The following is a 16,718-nucleotide window of genomic DNA, read 5'->3' on the forward strand; positions in this document are numbered from 1 at the left end:
GGCGGCCGTGAACGGCATGTCGGCACGGAGCGAGTCGTACGGACGCAGGAAATTCCTCGGCGGGGCCGTGGCCCTGGGCGGTGCGGCCGCCCTGGCCGGCCGGTCCCGCCCGGCGAGCGCGGCCCCGGCGGCGTCGGCGGCGGCCTGGGAAGACGTGATCAACGGCTCCTTCGGAAGCTACGGCGCCTTCGCATCGGAGTGGAACTACCTCTACCCCTGGGGCTCGGACCACAACGGCAGCGCCCGGATGTACGGCAGCGCGAGCGACCACAACCACATCACGCTCGCCTCGGGGGTGCTCACCCTGAAGGCGACCCGGATCACCTGGGACGAGGGCACCAGCTCCTCCTCCCCGCACCTGCCGATCCGCTACCACTCCGGCGCGGTGCACGCCAAGAACCGGATCGTGGTGACCGATCAGTTCCCCGACTACGAGGTGAAGGGCGAATTCCAGGCGCCCAGCGCCCCCGGGACCTGGCCCGCCTTCTGGCTCACCGGAGTCAACAGCTGGCCGCCGGAGAGCGACATCCTGGAATTCAAGGGGAACTCCAACAACTGGTTCAATACCTTCCGCACCTCATCGGATGTATCGAGCACCGTTGTCGGAGTCTCCGCACCGGGCAACTGGCACACCTATCGCGCCTGGATCACCAAGGTGAACGGCAGCGACGTCGACATTCACTACTATCTCGACGGCACCTGGAAAGCGGTCCACCGAGGGGCCGGTTTCGTCGGCACACCGCTCTGGCTCATCATCAACCTCCAGATGGAGGGTTCCTCGGGTTCCTCGGGCCCCGGCGGTGACACCTATTACCGGGCCCGGAACGTGTACGTGGGCCGGAACCGCACGTCCTGAGCGAGCCCGGCCGGAAGGGGGCCGTGGGCCACGGGTGAGGCCGCGGACCATGTTCTCTCCGGCCGGAGTCAGCCGTGCCGCCCCGCCTCCTCCAGCACCGCCATCCGCCGCTTGCCCCACGCGCCCAGCGGGCCCAGCGCCGTATTCAGTTCGCCGCCCAGCCCGGTCAGCGAATACTCCACCTTCGGCGGCACCACGTCGTATATCTCCCGGTGCACGATTCCGTCCGCCTCCAACTCCCTGAGCTGCTGAACCAGCACCTTCTCACTGATGCCCGGAACCAGCCGACGCAATTCCCCGAAACGGCACCGCTGATGATTGAGCGCCCAGATGATCAGCACCTTCCATTTGCCGTCGATGACGTCCAGAGCCGCGTCCAGACCGCATACGTACGGCCGCTTCCGCATGACCCGTCCCCCTTACCTCGCGGTAAGTACGCACTTTTTTGTGCGTACTTGCCCACACTACCGCCGGGCGGGGAATCTGAGATCGGCGCGCCGGGACGATACGAACAAGCGGTATGGAGCAACGGGAGCACATGACATGAGCAAGACCCCCGTAACCGTTCTCGGACTCGGCGACATGGGCACCGCGCTGGCCCGCGCCCTGCTGGAGGGCGGACACCGGACGACGGTGTGGAACCGTACGGCCGCCAAGGCCGAGGCGCTCGCCGCCGAGGGCGCGCTGACCGCGGCCACGGCCGGCGAGGCCGTCGCGGCGAGCCGTCTGGTGGTGGTCTGCCTGCTGGACTACGACTCCGTCCGCCAGGTGCTGGGCCCCCTCGGGGAGGCCCTGGCCGGACGGACCGTCGTCAACCTCACCAACGGCACTCCACGGCAGGCCCGCGACCTCGCCGCACGGGCGGCCGGACACGGCGCCGAGTACATCGACGGCGGCATCATGGCCGTCCCGCCGATGATCGGGACACCCGCCGCCTTCCTCCTCTACAGCGGCTCACCCGCCGCCTTCGCCGCCCACCGGTCCGTGCTGGACCTCTTCGGCGAGAGCCACCACCTCGGCGAGGACCACGGGCGTGCCCCGCTGTACGACCTCGCTCTGCTCAGCGCGATGTACGGGATGTTCTCGGGCGTGCTGCACGCCTACGCCCTGGTGCGGTCGGACGGCGTCGCGGCGGGGGACGTCGCCCCGCTGCTGGGGCGCTGGCTGACCGCCATGTCCGGGGCCGTGGACGGCTACGCCCAGCGGATCGACTCCGGCGACCACGCCACCGGAGTGGTCTCGACCATCGCCATGCAGTCCGCCGCGTTCGGCAACTTCACCGGCTCCGCGCGGGACCAGGGCATCAGCCCCGAACTGATCGCCCCGATCGGCGCGCTCATGGCCCGCCGGGTGGCCGATGGCCACGGCCATGAGGACCTCACGGGGCTGGTGGAACTGCTCACCGCGTAACGGCCCGGGGGCTTGCGGCCCGGACAGCACCGGCCCGAGCGGCTAGACGTGATGCTGGAGAACGGCCTCGCCGCAGTCGGGCAACCGGGGGCCGGGGTCGTCTCCGGCGGTGGGCTGATGGGGAATCGGACGGGGGAGCCGGAGCGAACGGCCGGGCGCGGGGGGCCCGTCGAGGCTGCCCGGCCCCTGGTGTCCCTCGTGTCCCTCGTGTCCCTCGTGTCCCTGGTGTGCCTCGTGCCGACCGGGCCCGCCGGGCCCCTCCGGAATCTCCGGTCCGCCACTGCCACCGCCGACGGCGGCAGCGCGCCCGTCGTGTCCCGGGGCGTCCGGCCCCTCGACCGCCGTGGCGGCGGCCTCGGCCCGCGCGGCGGGCCCGGCCCCGGTGGCCGCTTCGTCACCGACACCGGCACCGGCACCGGTCCCGGCCTTCGCCGCGGCCTCGGCTCCGGCCGTGGCCGTGGCCGCGGCCTCCGCCTCGACGTTGTGCACCGTCAGCATGACCAGACCGGTGCTCGCGACGAGGGCCGCCAGCAGGGCGAGCAGAGTTCCGGGTGTGCCGTGCCGGAAGTGCTCGCCCAGCGCGGCGAGTCCGACGGCGGTGGCGACGACCGGGTTGACGACGGTCGCCGTCGCCAGCGGCGAGGCCAGCCCGGCGCCCCGGTACGACGCCTGGGACAGCAGAACCCCGCTCGAGGCCAGCAGCCCGATCATGACCAGGCCGGGCAGGGCGTCCTGCCACGCGTCCCACGTCCACTCCACGGCCACGTTCTTGGTGAACACCGACGAGACACCGAAGGCCGCCCCCGCGGCCGTCGCCAGCAGCACACTGCGGATACCGGGTGCCCGCAGCAGGCGGGCCGCCCCCGCCAGCACCACGATCCCGGCGACCGTGACCACGATCAGCCAGAGGCCCTGCCGCTCGGTCAGCGCCTGGGCCCGCGAGGAACCGGTCAGCGAGAGCAGCCCGGCCAGCCCCACCGTCGCCAGCAGCGCGCCCCGCCAGCCGGACGCGCCGACCGGCCGGCGCACGAACACGGCCGCCATCGGCAGGGCGAAGACGATCGTCAGGGCCCCCAGGGGTTGCACCACGCTCAGCGGGCCGTAGGCCAGGGCGATGACATGGAGGGCCGCGCCCGCCCCGTTGAGGGTCACCGCGGCCCACCAACTCCCGCGCCGCAGCGGGGCGGACGCGAGGCGCGGCGTCGTTGCCGCGACATGCTCCTGGAGTATGGCTCCGGCGGCGTAGCAGACCGCGGAGGCCAGGGCCAGCAGCACAGACAGCGCGAGGGAGGTCACGTCGCGGCCTCCTGGGCCGATCGGTCGTCGTCCATGCCCTCATCCTTGACGGTGGGAGGTTCCCCCGTCGTCGTCCTTGAGCACAGACTTCCGCGTACTACTTGCGTAGTAGGGACCTCCACCGATGGGGTGCCTTCGCGGCGGCCGTACGGGCCCGTTGGAGCAGTTCGTTCTGCGGTTCGGCGGGGCGGTAGACGGTCAGCGCCCCCGGCCACTTGTCGATGAGCAGTTCCTGCGCGGGGTCGGAAGCCACCTCTCCGTCATAGGCGCGGCAGTCCACGTCGTGCAGGCCCGACAGGCGGAGTTGGGGCATGCGACGCGTCGTGTAGACATGTGACCGCCCGAGGGTGCCGGTGAGCGCCGAGATCAGCAGCCGGGTACGGGCCAGCCGCTCCTCGCCGTCGATCGCCCGCACGTCGAGCAGCCCGTCGTCGAGCTGCTGGCGGTAGGCGGGCGCGAAACCCTCGGGGGAGTACACGCCGTTGCCGACGAACAGCATCCACAGCCGCCGGGGCTGCCCGTTGACCCGGATCTCCATGGGGCTCGCGGTGCGCAGCACCCGGGCGAGCGCGACGGCGGCCGCGGGCCACTTGCCGAGCCGGCCCTCCAGGCTCTCCCGGATCCGCACCAGCTCCGGGTAGACGCCGAGGCTGAAGGTGTTGACGAACTGGCTCGTCTCGCCGCCTCCGGCGAGCGGGGTGGCACGGCCGAGGTCCACCGCCACGGCGTCCCCCTCGGTCACGGCGTGCGCGGTGTCCTCGAAGGCCGGTACGCCGACGTCCAGCGCGAAGTGGTCGAGGGTGCCGCCGGGGAACACGGCGAGCGGCAGCCCGCGTTCGGCCGCGATCGTCGCCGCCGCGTTGACGCTGCCGTCCCCGCCGCAGATGCCCAGCGCCCCGGCTCGCTCCGCGGCGCGCAGGGCGGCCTGCTGGAGCCGGTCCATGAAGTCGTCGTCGGGCCCGCACTCCAGGATCTCCGCGGCGGGCAGCAGCACCCGCAGCTGCTCTGCGACCGTGAAACCGCCGGCTGGAGTGGCCGTGCCGGCCCGCTGGTTGACCAGGACCACCAGTCCCTCGCCCTTGGGCAGGGCGGGCGCCGAGATGCGCGGCCGGGCCTGCGCCGGGACTTCGGGGCGCGGCGGCCAGTAGCGGCAGGTCAGCACGGCCGCGCCGACGCCGAGCGCGACACCGGCCAGCACATCGCTGGGGTAGTGCACGCCCACGTACACCCGGGAGGCGGCCACCGCGGCGGCGAGCGGGGCGATCAGCAGGCCGTACCGCGAGGACTCCAGGGCCACCCCGGTGACGAACGCGGCGGCGGACGCCGAGTGCCCGGAGGGGAAGGAACTGGTCCACGGCTGCCGGCGCAGCCGGCGCACCAGGGGCACCGCGTCCAGCACCGGGCGCTGACGTTCCACGGTCCACTTGACCACGACGTTCGACACGAGCGAGGCGGCGGCGAGCGAGCCGACCCCGCGCAGCGCGGCCCGCCGCGCGGTGCGGCCGCCGACCGTCGCGAGGACTCCGGCCGTGCCGAACCAGAGCCGGCCGTGGTCGGCCGCCCGGCTGAGCCGGGGCAGCAGCGGATGGGCGCCGCGGAGCCGGCTGGCCGCGACCCGTGCGAACAGCCGGCGGTCGAAGTCACTGATGCGTCTCATGCGTGATGGGTATCCCGGAACCCGGGCCGGCACGCCTGATCGGCGCGCGACCGGGTCCGGTGACCGGGTCCTGCGGCCGGGTCGGCGAGCGGGGCCCGTGACCGGGTCCTGCGGCCGGGGCGCCGACCGGGTCCTGCGGCCGGGGCGCCGACCGCGTCCCGCGTCCGGGTCGCCGAGCGGGTCTCGCGTCCGGGTTGCCGACCGGGTCCCGTGGCCGCGTCCCGCGACCGGGCCGCCGAGCCGGTCACGCGACCGGGCCGGTGACGGCCGGGTCCTATGACCGGGCCGCCGACCGGGTCCCACGTCCGGGTCGCCGACCGCGTCCCGTGACCGGGCCCCGTGACCGGGGCGCCGAGCGGGTCTCGCGACCGGGCCGCCGACCGCGTCCCGTGAACCGGGCCCGCGACCGGGTCCCCCGGTCGGGCCCCCGACCGGGCCGCCGACCGGGCCGTGCGGGCGCATCCGCGCCGCCCCGGATGCGCTCCGGGCACCAGTCTCCGGCCGGGCCCCTGGCCCTTCGCGCCGGGATCGTCCCGACCGCGCCGGGCCCCTGGCCCTTCGCGCCGGGGGCCGTCCCGACCGCGCCGTGGACCGCCCCGTTCCACCCATTGAGACGAGTTCGGTGGGGCTCGTGCGTCCCAGCTCAGCACGGGTGTCCGCCCGTCATCAACGGGAGTGGAACGCGGTCCCGTCGGCTCTCCGTTGTCCACTCCATGAGAATCGGCGCGCGGAGCGTTCGGGTGCTGGTTAACCTGACGACAGATCCGGTTCAGCCGACACGAGGGAGTCTGCGGTGACCCCCGAACAAACACAGAGCGACGACGCGCACGCCGATAACAGCGGGCGGTTCACGCAGGCCACGGAGGTGGGCAGTCTGGAGGCGTGGGCGCGTGCCGCGCCGATCCGCCTCGCCGGTTACGAGGACGACCTCGCCGAACCGCACATCCTCCAGAGCGTGGACTGAAGGCCCCGGCGCATGCGCCGAGAGTGACGGAAGACCGGGTTCCGGTGTCCCGGACGCTGGCAGCAAGCGGACATCCGGGCCGTCGGGCGGTCGCCTCCCTCGACCTGTGGATCACTCTCCCGGTCCGATTACCAACTGGTAGTTAAGTCGCCCGCCCCGGGCTCGCCGAGTCGCCCGCCCCCGCGGCCCGGGCCTGGGCCGGTCGGCTCGCGAAGGGCTGGTCGCCTCGCGACGGACATGACAGGATGCATCGCGCGGCGTCGTCCGCCTTAACCAGCCGTGAGGATGTTCGAGCCCGGGTGCAGCCGTGAGGGGGCGCAGATGGCAGTGGGTGCCGACAGGTCACCGGACGCCGCCGGCAGCCCGCTGGCGAAGCGGCTCAACTACCTGTTCACCACCATGCACCCGCCGGGCGCGCCGTACACCAACGCACATGTCGCCGAGGAGATCAGCGGCAGCGACGAGTACGGCGGGGTGAGCCTGACCGAGCAGTATCTTTCGATGCTGCGCAACGGCAAGCGCACCAATCCCAGCCCGGACGTGCTGCGGGCGCTCGCCAAGTTCTTCGCCGTACCCGTCGGTTATCTGCTGGGGGATCTGTCGCCCTCGCAGGCCGAGCGGGTCGAGGAGGAGGTACGGTTCCTCGTCGCGATGCGCGACAAGCGGGTCCGCAGCATCGCGCTGCGCTCCGTGGGCCTCCCGCCCGAGGTCCAGGACAGCCTCACCACGATCATCTCCCAGTTCCGGCGGCAGATGAACCTTCCGCCGGAACCGCCCGAGCCGCCGGAACCGCCCAAACCGCCCGAGCCCGGTCCGGACGGCGCCGGGGAGGCGGACGGTTCGGGCGAGCCGGACGGCGGGGCGACACATGGCCGGCGGTGACCCGGCGGAGCAGCTGTTCTCCACCTGGCGGCGGACCGGATACGAGGGTGGTACGGGTATGCGAGTGGGCCGGATGCGGCGACGGTGCAAGCAGCTCATCAAGGAACTCGGGGTGCCCGCCTCGACCGACCTGCCCGGACTGTGCGACATCGTCGCCCGCCGCGTCGGCCGCCCCGTCCACATGGTGGCGATGAGCCTGGGGGGTGTGGTCTCGGGCATGACCGCCTCCACCGACGAGGACTACTGGATCTTCTACGAGGTCAGGACGTCCCCCTGGCACCAGATCCATATCGTGCTGCATGAAATCGGCCATTTGCTGCTCGGGCACGAGCAGGACCCGGCGGTCACCGAGGACGCGCTGCGGATGTGGACGCCGTCGGTCGACGTGACCACCGCAATGCGCCGGCTGGGGATGACCCCGGACTTCGCCCGCCACCACTGCTACGACAACCTCGCCGAGCGCGAGACCGAGGTGCTGGGCACGCTGCTGATGGAGCATGTGGTGCCGGCCTCGCCGGACCACGGGCTGCCGCTCCAGGGCCGGGCGGCCGAACTCGCCGCGGCCCTCGGCCCGGCACTGCGCCATGTGCGCACCGGCAGCACCGGCACCGTAGGCAGCACCGGCAGCACCGGCACCACCGGCCGCGCCGACGGCGGCTTACCCGGTGAACGGGGCGGTGACACCGGTGTTTGACCTTGTGTATCTGTGTTTCGGTGCCGCCGCCTGGACGATGGCCGGATACAAGGCCCGTGCCTGGTTCCGCGACCGTGCCAACGCCGATCTGGGCCTGGCCTGTGTGATGACCGCGGCCGTGGCGAACGTGTTCCTGCTCTCCGCGCCCAGCGTCTACCGCTGGTTCGACGGCCTGGTGGGCGTCGCCAACCTCGCCATGGTCTTCCTCTACTCCTCCGTCGTGGTGTTCGCCACCGGCGCCCTGGTGCTGCTGCTGCGCTGGACGGGGTCGGCGAAGCGGTCCGGCGCGGTGGTCGCCGCCGTGGCCGTGGCGTGGACCGTGGCGGTCGTCGGCTTCGCGGTCGGCCGCCCGGACGCCGTGGAGCACCCCCGCGACTTCAGCACCGCCTACGCCGACGCCCCCGGAGTGGTCCTCTTCCTGGTGCTCTATCTGGCCATTTTCGGGGCCGGTCTGGCGGGTCTCGGCGTCCTGTGCCCGCGCTATGCGGCCAGCCTGGGCGGCTCATGGCTGGCCCGGGGGCTGCGGGTGCTCGCCGCCGGATGCTGGCTGGGACTGGCGTACTGCGCCTGCAAGCTGATCGGTTTTGTTTTCTCCTGGGCGGGCCGTGAGCTGTACTGGCTCTCCAACGGTGTGGCCCCGCTGACCGCCTCTGTCGCGGCGCTCCTGGTGCTGGCCGGGTTCGCGATCCCCGCCGTGGGGCCCCGGGCCTCCGCCTGGCGGCGCTTCCGGCGGCTGCGGCCGCTGTGGCGCGAGGTCACCGCGCAGGCCCCCGAGGTGTCCATGGGGCACTCCCGCTGGACCGGCTGGTGGCCCTTCGCGGACCTGGAGTGGCGGGCCAACCGTCAGATGGCGGAGATCCGCGACGTGCAGCGCGGCATCCGGCGTCATGTGGAGGCCCGCGTCCTGGAGATCGCCCGTGTCAAGGGCGGCGCGGCCCGACTCGACGATTGGCAACTTGCTGCCGTAGCGGAAGCGGCGGCGCTCAGACGCGGTTTGCTGAACCGAGCAGACGGACGTGTGCCGCGGTCCGCGGCGGACAGCGTGGTGATGACGACGGGGGCCGAAGTGGTGGAGGAGCACGAGCATCTGGCCCGGGTCGCCGACGTCTACCACCAGCCGCTGGTGGACGAGGTGCTGGCGGTACTGAGGGAGGAGACCGCCGCCGAGCGGCGGTGAACGGGGGGGATCACAGACGAGGTGGCCCTGGACGGGGGTCGGGGCCGCCCGTGGCACAGGCGGCGCCGGGGAGATTCAGTCCCGGCGCCGCCTCCCGGCCACCACGCACAGCCACGTCACATCGCCCGGACGGGCCGGAATGTTCCGCCCGTCCAGGCCCCGGGGACACCACCGCCTAGAGTCGGGATCCATGCAGAACACCGCGAACGCCGCCGGAGCGGACGCCCCCGTGCCGGTCGACACCGCCCCGATGATCGAGGACCTCTACCCGGCGCTGGCCGCGCTCCGCGAGGCCGGCCCGGTCCATCGGATCGCCGGCACCGACGGACGCCCCGCCTGGCTGGTGACCCGCTACGAGGACGTACGGCGGCTCTTCGCCGATCCGCGCCTGGCCCTCGACAAGCGTCACGCCGCCCCGGGCAGCTTCAGCGGCTTCTCCCTGCCGCCCGCCCTGGACGCCAACCTGCTCAACATGGACCCGCCGGACCACACCCGGGTGCGCCGGCTGGTGGTCAAGGCGTTCACCCCCGGCCGGGTGGAGCGGATGCGCGGACCGGTCCGGCGGATCGCCGACGAACTGCTCGACGCCATCGAGTCCGACGGCCGCGCGGACCTCCTGGCCGCCTACGCCGGGCAGTTGCCCATCATCGTCATCTGTGATCTGCTCGGCGTTCCGCAGGGTGACCGGCGCGACTTCCGGGCCTGGAGCGACGCCCTGATCACCCCCGACCCGGCGCGGCCGCGGGCGGCGAAGGAAGCGGTCGGCAGCATGCTCCGCTTCTACACCGGACTGATCGCGAAGAAGCGCGCCGAGCCCGGCGACGATCTGCTGTCCGACCTGATCCGGGTCCGTGACGACGAGCCCGGCGACGGCGACGACGGGCTCACCGAGGACGAACTGACCTCGCTCGCCTTCCTCATCCTCCTCGCCGGCTACGAGAACACTGTCCACCTCATCGCCAACTCGGTGCTCACCCTGCTCGACCACCCCGCGGCCCTCCAGGAGCTGCGCGAGGATCCGAGCGGTCTGCCGGCCGCCTTCGACGAGCTGGCGCGGTACGAGGGACCGGCGCCGCTGGCGATCCGCCGCTTCCCCCTGGAGGACATCGAGATCGGCGGAGTGACCGTCCCCGCCGGGGAGACCGTGCTGCTCTCGGTGGCCTCCGCACACCGTGACCCGGCCCACTTCCAGGATCCGGACGCATTCAATCCACATCTTGGCCGGTCCGGTCACCTTGCGCTCGGTCACGGCATCCACTACTGCCTCGGCGCGCCCCTCGCCCGGATGGAGACGGAAACCGCTCTGGCCGCGCTGCTTCAGCGTTTCCCGGGGCTGCGGCTGGACGTCCCGAGGGAGGAGCTGCGATGGCGGCCGTCGATCCGCGCACGTGGCCTGATCTCGCTCCCCGTCGCATGGTGAACCGGGGAGTGGACAACGTTTTTGATGCGTGACCCCGTGCTGATGGGGTACAAAGGTCCTCGAGCCCGCCCGGTGTGCATCCCCCGTCGCACCGGGCGGGCCGCTGTGTGTCCCGGGTCCGCTCGGTCTCCGGGGCCGTCCGCGGAGCGGGTCCGGCGCCCGTCCCACCGCCCCCACCGGGCACATCCGCCCCACCGGCCCCTGCCGCCCCTGGCGCAACCCCCAAGATCCCTAGACTCACCGGGCTCAATGGGAGGTAAACGGACGGAAGCGGCATCCCGGGTCCGTAAGTAAGCTCACAGCCTCAGCCTCTGCTCCGGCTTCAGAGGACCCCATTAGCCTCCTCCTATGACGGTCCTGCCCGACGGGCTTTCCCTAGCCGACGATTTCCCTGAAGTGACGCGAGACCAATGGCGCCACCTCGTCGAAGGCGTGCTGCGTAAAACCGGCACCTCGGACGCCGTGGGTGCCGAAGCCGAAGAGGCCCTCGCGACCGCGCTCGAGGACGGGATCACCGTCCACCCGCTCTACACCGCCGAGGACGCCCCCCAGGACGCCGGATTCCCGGGCTTCGCACCCTTCGTGCGCGGCGGCCGGGCCGAGGGCTCCGCTCTCTCCGGGTGGGACGTGCGGCAGCGCCACACCCACCCCGATCCGGTCCGCACCAACCAGGCGGTCCTCGCCGACCTGGAGAACGGCGCCGGGTCGGTCTGGCTCGCGGTCGGCGCGGCCGGGGTGCCCGTGGACGCCCTGCCCGAGGCGCTCAAGGGGGTCTATCTCGACCTCGCCCCCGTCGCCCTCGACGCGGGCGCCGCATTCGAGGACGCCGCCCGCGCGCTGCTGCGGCTCTACGCCGAGCGCGAGGTGCCGCCGGGCGCCGCGCTCGGCAACCTCGGCGCGGACCCCCTGGGGCTGGTGGCCCGCACCGGACGCGACGACGGCCTGGCCGGGCACCTGGCCGCCGCGGCCGACCTGGCGCTGAGCTGCGACCGTGACCACCCGGGCGTACGGACCTTCGCCGTGGACGCGCTGCCGTACCACGAGGCCGGTGCCGGGGCGGCCCAGGAGCTGGGCACTTCCCTCGCCGCCGCGGTGGCGTATCTGCGCACCCTCACCGAGGCCGGGCTGAGCGTCGAAGCCGCCTGCGCCCAAATGGAGTTCCGCTACGCGGCCACCGCCGACCAGTTCCTCACCATCGCCAAGCTCCGGGCCGCCCGGCGCCTGTGGGCGCGCGTGGTACAGGCGTGCGGCGCGCCGTCGGAGGCGGGCGCCCAGCGCCAGCACGCGGTGACCTCCCCGGTGATGATGACCCGGCGCGATCCGTGGGTGAACATGCTCCGCACCACCGTGGCCACCCTCGCGGCGGGCGTCGGCGGCGCGGACGCGGTCACCGTGCTGCCCTTCGACAGCGCCATCGGCCTCCCCGACGACTTCGCCCGGCGCATCGCCCGCAACACCTCCACGATCCTGCTGGAGGAGTCGCACCTGGCCCGGGTGATCGACCCGGCCGGCGGCTCCTGGTACGTCGAGAAGCTCACCGACGATGTCGCCCGCGCCGCCTGGGCCTGGTTCCAGGAGATCGAGCGCGCCGGAGGCATGGCCGCGGCCCTCGCCGCCGGGCTGGTGCGCGACCGGTTCGCCGAGACCTGGCAGCGCCGCACCCGCGACCTCGCCCGCCGCACGGAGCCGATCACCGGCGTCAGCGAGTTCCCGAACCTCGCCGAGCGGCCCCTGGAGCGCGAGCCCGCGCCCGAGCCGCCCGGCGGCGGACTGCCGAGGGTGCGCCGCGACGAGGCGTACGAGGCGCTGCGCACCCGCGCCGACGCCCATCTGGCGGCCGAGGGCGCCCGGCCCAGGATCTTCCTGGCCGCGCTGGGCCCCGCCGCCGCGCACACCGCCCGCGCCTCCTTCGCCGTCAACCTCTTCCAGGCGGGCGGGATCGAGGCGGTGCACGAACCGGTCACCGTGACCGAGGAGACGGTCGCCGAGGCGTTCGCCGCGAGCGGCGCCCGGGTGGCCTGCCTGTGCTCCAGCGACAAGCTCTACGCGGAGCAGGCGGCCGCCGTGGCCGGGCGGCTGAAGGCCGCCGGGGCCACACGGGTCTACCTGGCCGGCCGGCCAGGTGCCCGACAGGATGAGTACGAGCGGGCCGGCGTGGACGGATACGTCTTCGCGGGCTGCGACGCGGTCGAGGTGCTCTCCTCGGCTCTGGACACCATGGGGGTGGCGTGATGGCGGGCGCTCCGGCGGAGCCGGGGAGGATCCCGGACTTCTCGGCGGTCGATCTGGACGGTCCGGCCGAAGGCCCGGTGCCCGGCCCCGACGACTGGGCCGCCGCGCTGCAGAACAGCGTCGGCAAGGGCGTGGAGGACCTGGTGTGGGACACCCCCGAGGGCATCGGGGTCAAACCGCTCTACACCGCCGCGGACCTTAAGGGCGTCGACTTCCTGGGCACCTACCCCGGCGCCGCGCCCTATCTGCGCGGCCCGTACCCGACGATGTACGTCAACCAGCCCTGGACCATCCGGCAGTACGCGGGCTTCTCCACCGCCGAGGAGTCCAACGCCTTCTACCGCCGCAACCTCGCGGCCGGCCAGAAGGGCCTGTCGGTCGCCTTCGACCTGCCCACCCACCGGGGCTACGACAGCGACCACCCCCGGGTCACCGGTGACGTCGGCATGGCGGGCGTGGCCATCGACTCCATCTACGACATGCGGCAGCTCTTCGACGGCATCCCGCTGGACCGGATGAGCGTGTCGATGACGATGAACGGCGCGGTGCTGCCCGTGCTCGCGCTCTACATCGTGGCCGCCGAGGAACAGGGCGTACCGCCCGAGAAGCTGGCCGGGACCATTCAGAACGACATCCTCAAGGAGTTCATGGTCCGCAACACCTACATCTATCCGCCGCAGCCGTCGATGCGGATCATCTCCGACATCTTCGCCTTCACCTCGCAGCGGATGCCGCGCTACAACTCCATCTCCATCTCCGGTTACCACATCCAGGAAGCGGGTGCCACGGCCGATCTGGAGCTGGCCTACACCCTCGCCGACGGTGTGGAGTACCTGCGGGCCGGGCTGGACGCCGGCATGGACGTGGACGCCTTCGCACCCCGGCTGTCCTTCTTCTGGGCGATCGGCATGAACTTCTTCATGGAGATCGCCAAGCTGCGGGCGGCGCGGCTGCTGTGGGCCAAGCTGGTGAAGCAGTTCGACCCGAAGAACCCCAAGTCGCTCAGTCTGCGCACCCATTCGCAGACCTCCGGCTGGTCGCTGACCGCCCAGGACGTCTACAACAACGTGGCGCGCACCTGCGTGGAGGCCATGGCCGCCACCCAGGGCCACACCCAGTCGCTGCACACCAACGCCCTGGACGAGGCGCTCGCGCTGCCCACCGACTTCTCCGCCCGGATCGCCCGCAACACCCAGATCCTGCTGCAACAGGAGTCGGGCACCACCCGGGTCATCGACCCGTGGGGCGGCAGCGCGTACGTCGAGAAGCTGACGTACGACCTGGCGCGGCGGGCCTGGCAGCACATCGAGGAGGTCGAGGCGGCCGGCGGCATGGCCAAGGCCATCGACGCGGGCATCCCCAAGCTGCGCGTGGAGGAGGCCGCGGCCCGCACCCAGGCGCGCATCGACTCCGGCCGCCAGCCGGTGATCGGCGTCAACAAGTACCGCGTCGACTCCGACGAGCAGATCGAGGTCCTCAAGGTCGACAACTCCTCGGTGCGCGCCCAGCAGATCGAGAAGCTGCGGCGGCTGCGCGCCGAGCGCGACGAGGCGGCCTGCCAGGACGCGCTGCGCGCCCTGACCCGCGCCGCCGAGTCCGGCCCTGGCCAGGGCCTCACCGGCAACCTGCTGGCGCTCGCGGTGGACGCGGCCCGCGCCAAGGCCACCGTGGGGGAGATCTCCGACGCGCTGGAGAAGGTCTATGGCCGTCACTCCGGGCAGATCCGTACGATCTCCGGTGTGTACCGAGACGAGGCCGGACCGGCGTCCGGCGTGGACCGCACCCGGGCGCTGGTCGAGGCGTTCGAGCGCGAGGAGGGCCGCCGCCCCCGCATCCTGGTCGCCAAGATGGGGCAGGACGGGCACGACCGCGGCCAGAAGGTGATCGCCACCGCCTTCGCCGACCTGGGCTTCGACGTCGACGTCGGCCCCCTGTTCCAGACCCCGGAGGAGGTCGCGCGGCAGGCGGTGGAGGCCGATGTGCACATCGTCGGCGTGTCGTCGCTGGCGGCCGGCCACCTCACGCTGGTGCCCGCGCTGCGCGAGCAGCTGGCCGAGGCGGGGCGCGAGGACATCACCATCGTGGTCGGCGGGGTCATCCCGCCGCAGGACGTCCAGACCCTGCACGAGGCCGGCGCCGCCGCCGTCTTCCTGCCGGGCACGGTCATCCCGGACGCCGCCCACGACCTGGTGGAGAAGCTGGCCGCCGACCTCGGCCACGAGCTGTAATGCCGCGGACGATCGACATCGACGAGTACGCCAAGGGCGTGCTCGACGGCACCCGCGCGTACATCGCCCGTGCCATCACCCTTGTCGAGTCCACCCGGCCCGCCCACCGCGACCTCGCCCAGCGGCTGCTGATCGAACTGCTGCCGCACACCGGCGGGGCGCGGCGGATCGGCATCAGCGGGGTGCCCGGGGTGGGCAAGTCCACCTTCATCGACGCGCTGGGCACCATGCTCACCGGGGCCGGCCACAAGGTCGCGGTCCTCGCCGTGGACCCCTCGTCGACCCGCACCGGCGGCTCCATCCTGGGCGACAAGACCCGGATGGAGCGGCTGGCGGTCGATCCCCACGCGTTCGTACGGCCCTCGCCCAGCGCCGGGACGCTGGGCGGGGTCGCCCGGGCCACCCGCGAGTCCATGGTCGTCATGGAGGCCGCGGGGTACGACGTGCTGCTGGTGGAGACCGTGGGCGTGGGCCAGTCCGAGACCGCGGTGGCCAACATGGTCGACTCCTTCCTGCTGCTCTCGCTGGCCCGCACCGGCGATCAGCTCCAGGGCATCAAGAAGGGCGTTCTGGAGCTTGCCGACGTGGTCGCCATCAACAAGGCGGACGGCCCCCACGCGCGGGACGCCAAGTCGGCGGCCCGTGAACTGGCGGGCGCCCTGCGGCTGTTGCAGCCCCCGGACGCGCCGTGGAACCCGCCGGTGCTCACCTGCAGCGCACGCGAGTCCACCGGGCTCGACGTGGTGTGGGAACGCCTGGAGCAGCACCGCCGGGTGCTGGAGGCCACGGGCGCGCTGAGCGCCAAGCGGCGCGACCAGCAGGTCGACTGGACCTGGTCGATGGTGCGCGACCAGCTGCTCGCCCGGCTGCACGCCCACCCCGAGGTGCGGCGGCTCGGGCCCGAGCTGGAACAGCAGGTCCGCGACGGCACCCTGACGGCCACACTGGCGGCGGACCGGCTCCTGGAGGCGTTCGGAACGCCGGCCGACGGTGCCTGACGCGCCACTGCCGGACGCGGCGCGGATCGGGCCGTTCTTCGCGCTGCGCACCGGCACCGGCGATCCGCGCGAGGAGGGCTACGCGCGGATCGGCGAGGCGTACCGGCTGACCGGCGAGGGCGGTGCCGGGCCGGTGCTGCGCGCCCGCGTCGAGGCGGTCGCCGCTTCCTTGCGCACCGAGGAGCCGAGGGTCGCGGCCTCGCTCGCCTTCCAGGGGCTCGCCGCCCGGGTGTGGTCGCTCGCGCTCGGCCCGGCGGCCCTCTCCGGCGAGGTGCCCCACCTGCGCCCCGACCGGCTGTGGTGGAACCCCGGGCGCGCCGCCCCCGACGATCTGTGGTGGCCCGGCGTGCCGTCGGTGATGGCCGAACCGGGCGGACTCGCCGGTCAGGTGGGCACCGCCGCGTTCGCCCACCTGATGCCGCTGCACCACGCCATCGGGCGGGCGTACCGGGTCTCCGAGCGGCTGCTGTGGGGCAACGCCGCCTCGGCGCTGGCCGGTTCGCTGCGGGTGCTGCACGACTGGTGCCGGGCGCATGGCCTCCCCGGGGCGGCGGACCGGGCCACCGAACTGGCGCGTGCCCAGCTCGCCCACCCGCCACTGCGCGACACCGGCACCCTGACCTCCGCGCCGCTCGGCTACCGGCGCCGCACCTGCTGTCTCTACTACCGGGTGCCGGGCGGCGGGTTGTGCGGCGACTGCGTCCTGCACGGGGCGCCGGGGCGCGGTTAGGCGGGTGGGAGGGGCGCGAGGGGCGGGTGCTGGGGACGCGGTGTTGGGGGGGGGCGCGGTGCTGGGGGCGCGGTCAGAGGTGCGGGACGGGAGGATGCGCCGGGGGCGCGGTTAGAGGTGCGAGACGGGAGGATGCGCCGGGGGCCGCGCAGAGCGCATGGGACACCGGGGTGC

At 73.0% G+C, this 16,718-nt stretch carries 14 protein-coding genes; 11 read left to right on the top strand and 3 right to left on the bottom strand.

Annotated features, from left to right (window positions below; all coding sequences use genetic code 11):
- Nucleotides 1–16 precede the first annotated feature (16 nt).
- The gene (locus AXW62_RS20745; protein WP_060945876.1) at nucleotides 17–856 is read left to right on the top strand and encodes a LamG domain-containing protein; all 840 of its coding nucleotides are present in this window, start codon (nucleotides 17–19) and stop codon (nucleotides 854–856) included.
- A gap of 68 nt (nucleotides 857–924) precedes the next feature.
- Here the strand turns inward: AXW62_RS20745 and AXW62_RS20750 are convergent, their stop codons facing one another.
- Nucleotides 925–1,263, bottom strand: coding sequence for a winged helix-turn-helix transcriptional regulator (locus AXW62_RS20750; RefSeq protein ID WP_060945859.1), 339 nt, complete (start codon nucleotides 1,261–1,263; stop codon nucleotides 925–927).
- Here AXW62_RS20750 and AXW62_RS20755 point away from each other — a divergent pair.
- Nucleotides 1,262–2,266 (top strand): imine reductase family protein, encoded by a 1,005-nt coding sequence (locus tag AXW62_RS20755; protein WP_107406322.1) that lies wholly within the window; start codon nucleotides 1,262–1,264, stop codon nucleotides 2,264–2,266. The genes AXW62_RS20750 and AXW62_RS20755 overlap by 2 nt on opposite strands.
- A 42-nt stretch (nucleotides 2,267–2,308) precedes the next feature.
- On the opposite strand, the gene AXW62_RS20760 is transcribed toward AXW62_RS20755, so the two are convergent.
- Both AXW62_RS20760 and AXW62_RS20765 read right to left on the bottom strand, forming a co-directional pair.
- Nucleotides 2,309–3,562, bottom strand: a complete 1,254-nt coding sequence (locus AXW62_RS20760; protein ID WP_060945861.1) for a DMT family transporter — start codon at nucleotides 3,560–3,562, stop codon at nucleotides 2,309–2,311.
- A gap of 97 nt (nucleotides 3,563–3,659) precedes the next feature.
- A complete protein-coding gene (locus AXW62_RS20765) occupies nucleotides 3,660–5,219 on the bottom strand; it encodes a bifunctional phosphatase PAP2/diacylglycerol kinase family protein (RefSeq protein WP_060945862.1) in 1,560 nt (519 codons plus the stop codon).
- A gap of 793 nt (nucleotides 5,220–6,012) precedes the next feature.
- Between AXW62_RS20765 and AXW62_RS44535 the strand changes: the two genes are divergently transcribed.
- The 9 genes from AXW62_RS44535 to AXW62_RS20805 all read left to right on the top strand — a co-directional run bounded on the left by AXW62_RS44535 (nucleotide 6,013) and on the right by AXW62_RS20805 (nucleotide 16,544).
- Nucleotides 6,013–6,183, top strand: a complete 171-nt coding sequence (locus AXW62_RS44535) for a hypothetical protein (RefSeq protein ID WP_164502436.1) — start codon at nucleotides 6,013–6,015, stop codon at nucleotides 6,181–6,183.
- Between the two features lie 321 nt (nucleotides 6,184–6,504).
- Nucleotides 6,505–7,065, top strand: coding sequence for a helix-turn-helix domain-containing protein (locus AXW62_RS20770; protein ID WP_060945863.1), 561 nt, complete (start codon nucleotides 6,505–6,507; stop codon nucleotides 7,063–7,065).
- Complete coding sequence (locus tag AXW62_RS20775) at nucleotides 7,052–7,759, top strand: ImmA/IrrE family metallo-endopeptidase (RefSeq protein WP_079115714.1); 708 nt, start codon at nucleotides 7,052–7,054, stop codon at nucleotides 7,757–7,759. Before AXW62_RS20770 ends, AXW62_RS20775 begins: the two co-directional genes overlap by 14 nt.
- Nucleotides 7,752–8,936, top strand: a complete 1,185-nt coding sequence (locus tag AXW62_RS20780) for an MAB_1171c family putative transporter (protein ID WP_060945864.1) — start codon at nucleotides 7,752–7,754, stop codon at nucleotides 8,934–8,936. Before AXW62_RS20775 ends, AXW62_RS20780 begins: the two co-directional genes overlap by 8 nt.
- A 190-nt stretch (nucleotides 8,937–9,126) precedes the next feature.
- Entirely contained in the window at nucleotides 9,127–10,356 is a 1,230-nt protein-coding gene (locus AXW62_RS20785; RefSeq protein ID WP_060945865.1) for a cytochrome P450 family protein, read from the top strand.
- 348 nt (nucleotides 10,357–10,704) lie between these two features.
- The gene (gene mutA, locus AXW62_RS20790; RefSeq protein ID WP_060945866.1) at nucleotides 10,705–12,588 is read left to right on the top strand and encodes a methylmalonyl-CoA mutase small subunit; all 1,884 of its coding nucleotides are present in this window, start codon (nucleotides 10,705–10,707) and stop codon (nucleotides 12,586–12,588) included.
- A complete protein-coding gene (gene scpA, locus AXW62_RS20795) occupies nucleotides 12,588–14,816 on the top strand; it encodes a methylmalonyl-CoA mutase (protein WP_060945877.1) in 2,229 nt (742 codons plus the stop codon). Before mutA ends, scpA begins: the two co-directional genes overlap by 1 nt.
- The gene (meaB, locus tag AXW62_RS20800) at nucleotides 14,816–15,814 is read left to right on the top strand and encodes a methylmalonyl Co-A mutase-associated GTPase MeaB (protein ID WP_030825358.1); all 999 of its coding nucleotides are present in this window, start codon (nucleotides 14,816–14,818) and stop codon (nucleotides 15,812–15,814) included. The genes scpA and meaB overlap by 1 nt, the downstream gene beginning before the upstream one ends.
- Complete coding sequence (locus AXW62_RS20805) at nucleotides 15,807–16,544, top strand: (2Fe-2S)-binding protein (protein WP_060945867.1); 738 nt, start codon at nucleotides 15,807–15,809, stop codon at nucleotides 16,542–16,544. Before meaB ends, AXW62_RS20805 begins: the two co-directional genes overlap by 8 nt.
- Nucleotides 16,545–16,718: the final 174 nt, after the last annotated feature.

The sequence above is a fragment of the Streptomyces hygroscopicus subsp. hygroscopicus genome (genome assembly GCF_001553455.1).
Lineage (GTDB): Bacteria > Actinomycetota > Actinomycetes > Streptomycetales > Streptomycetaceae > Streptomyces > Streptomyces hygroscopicus.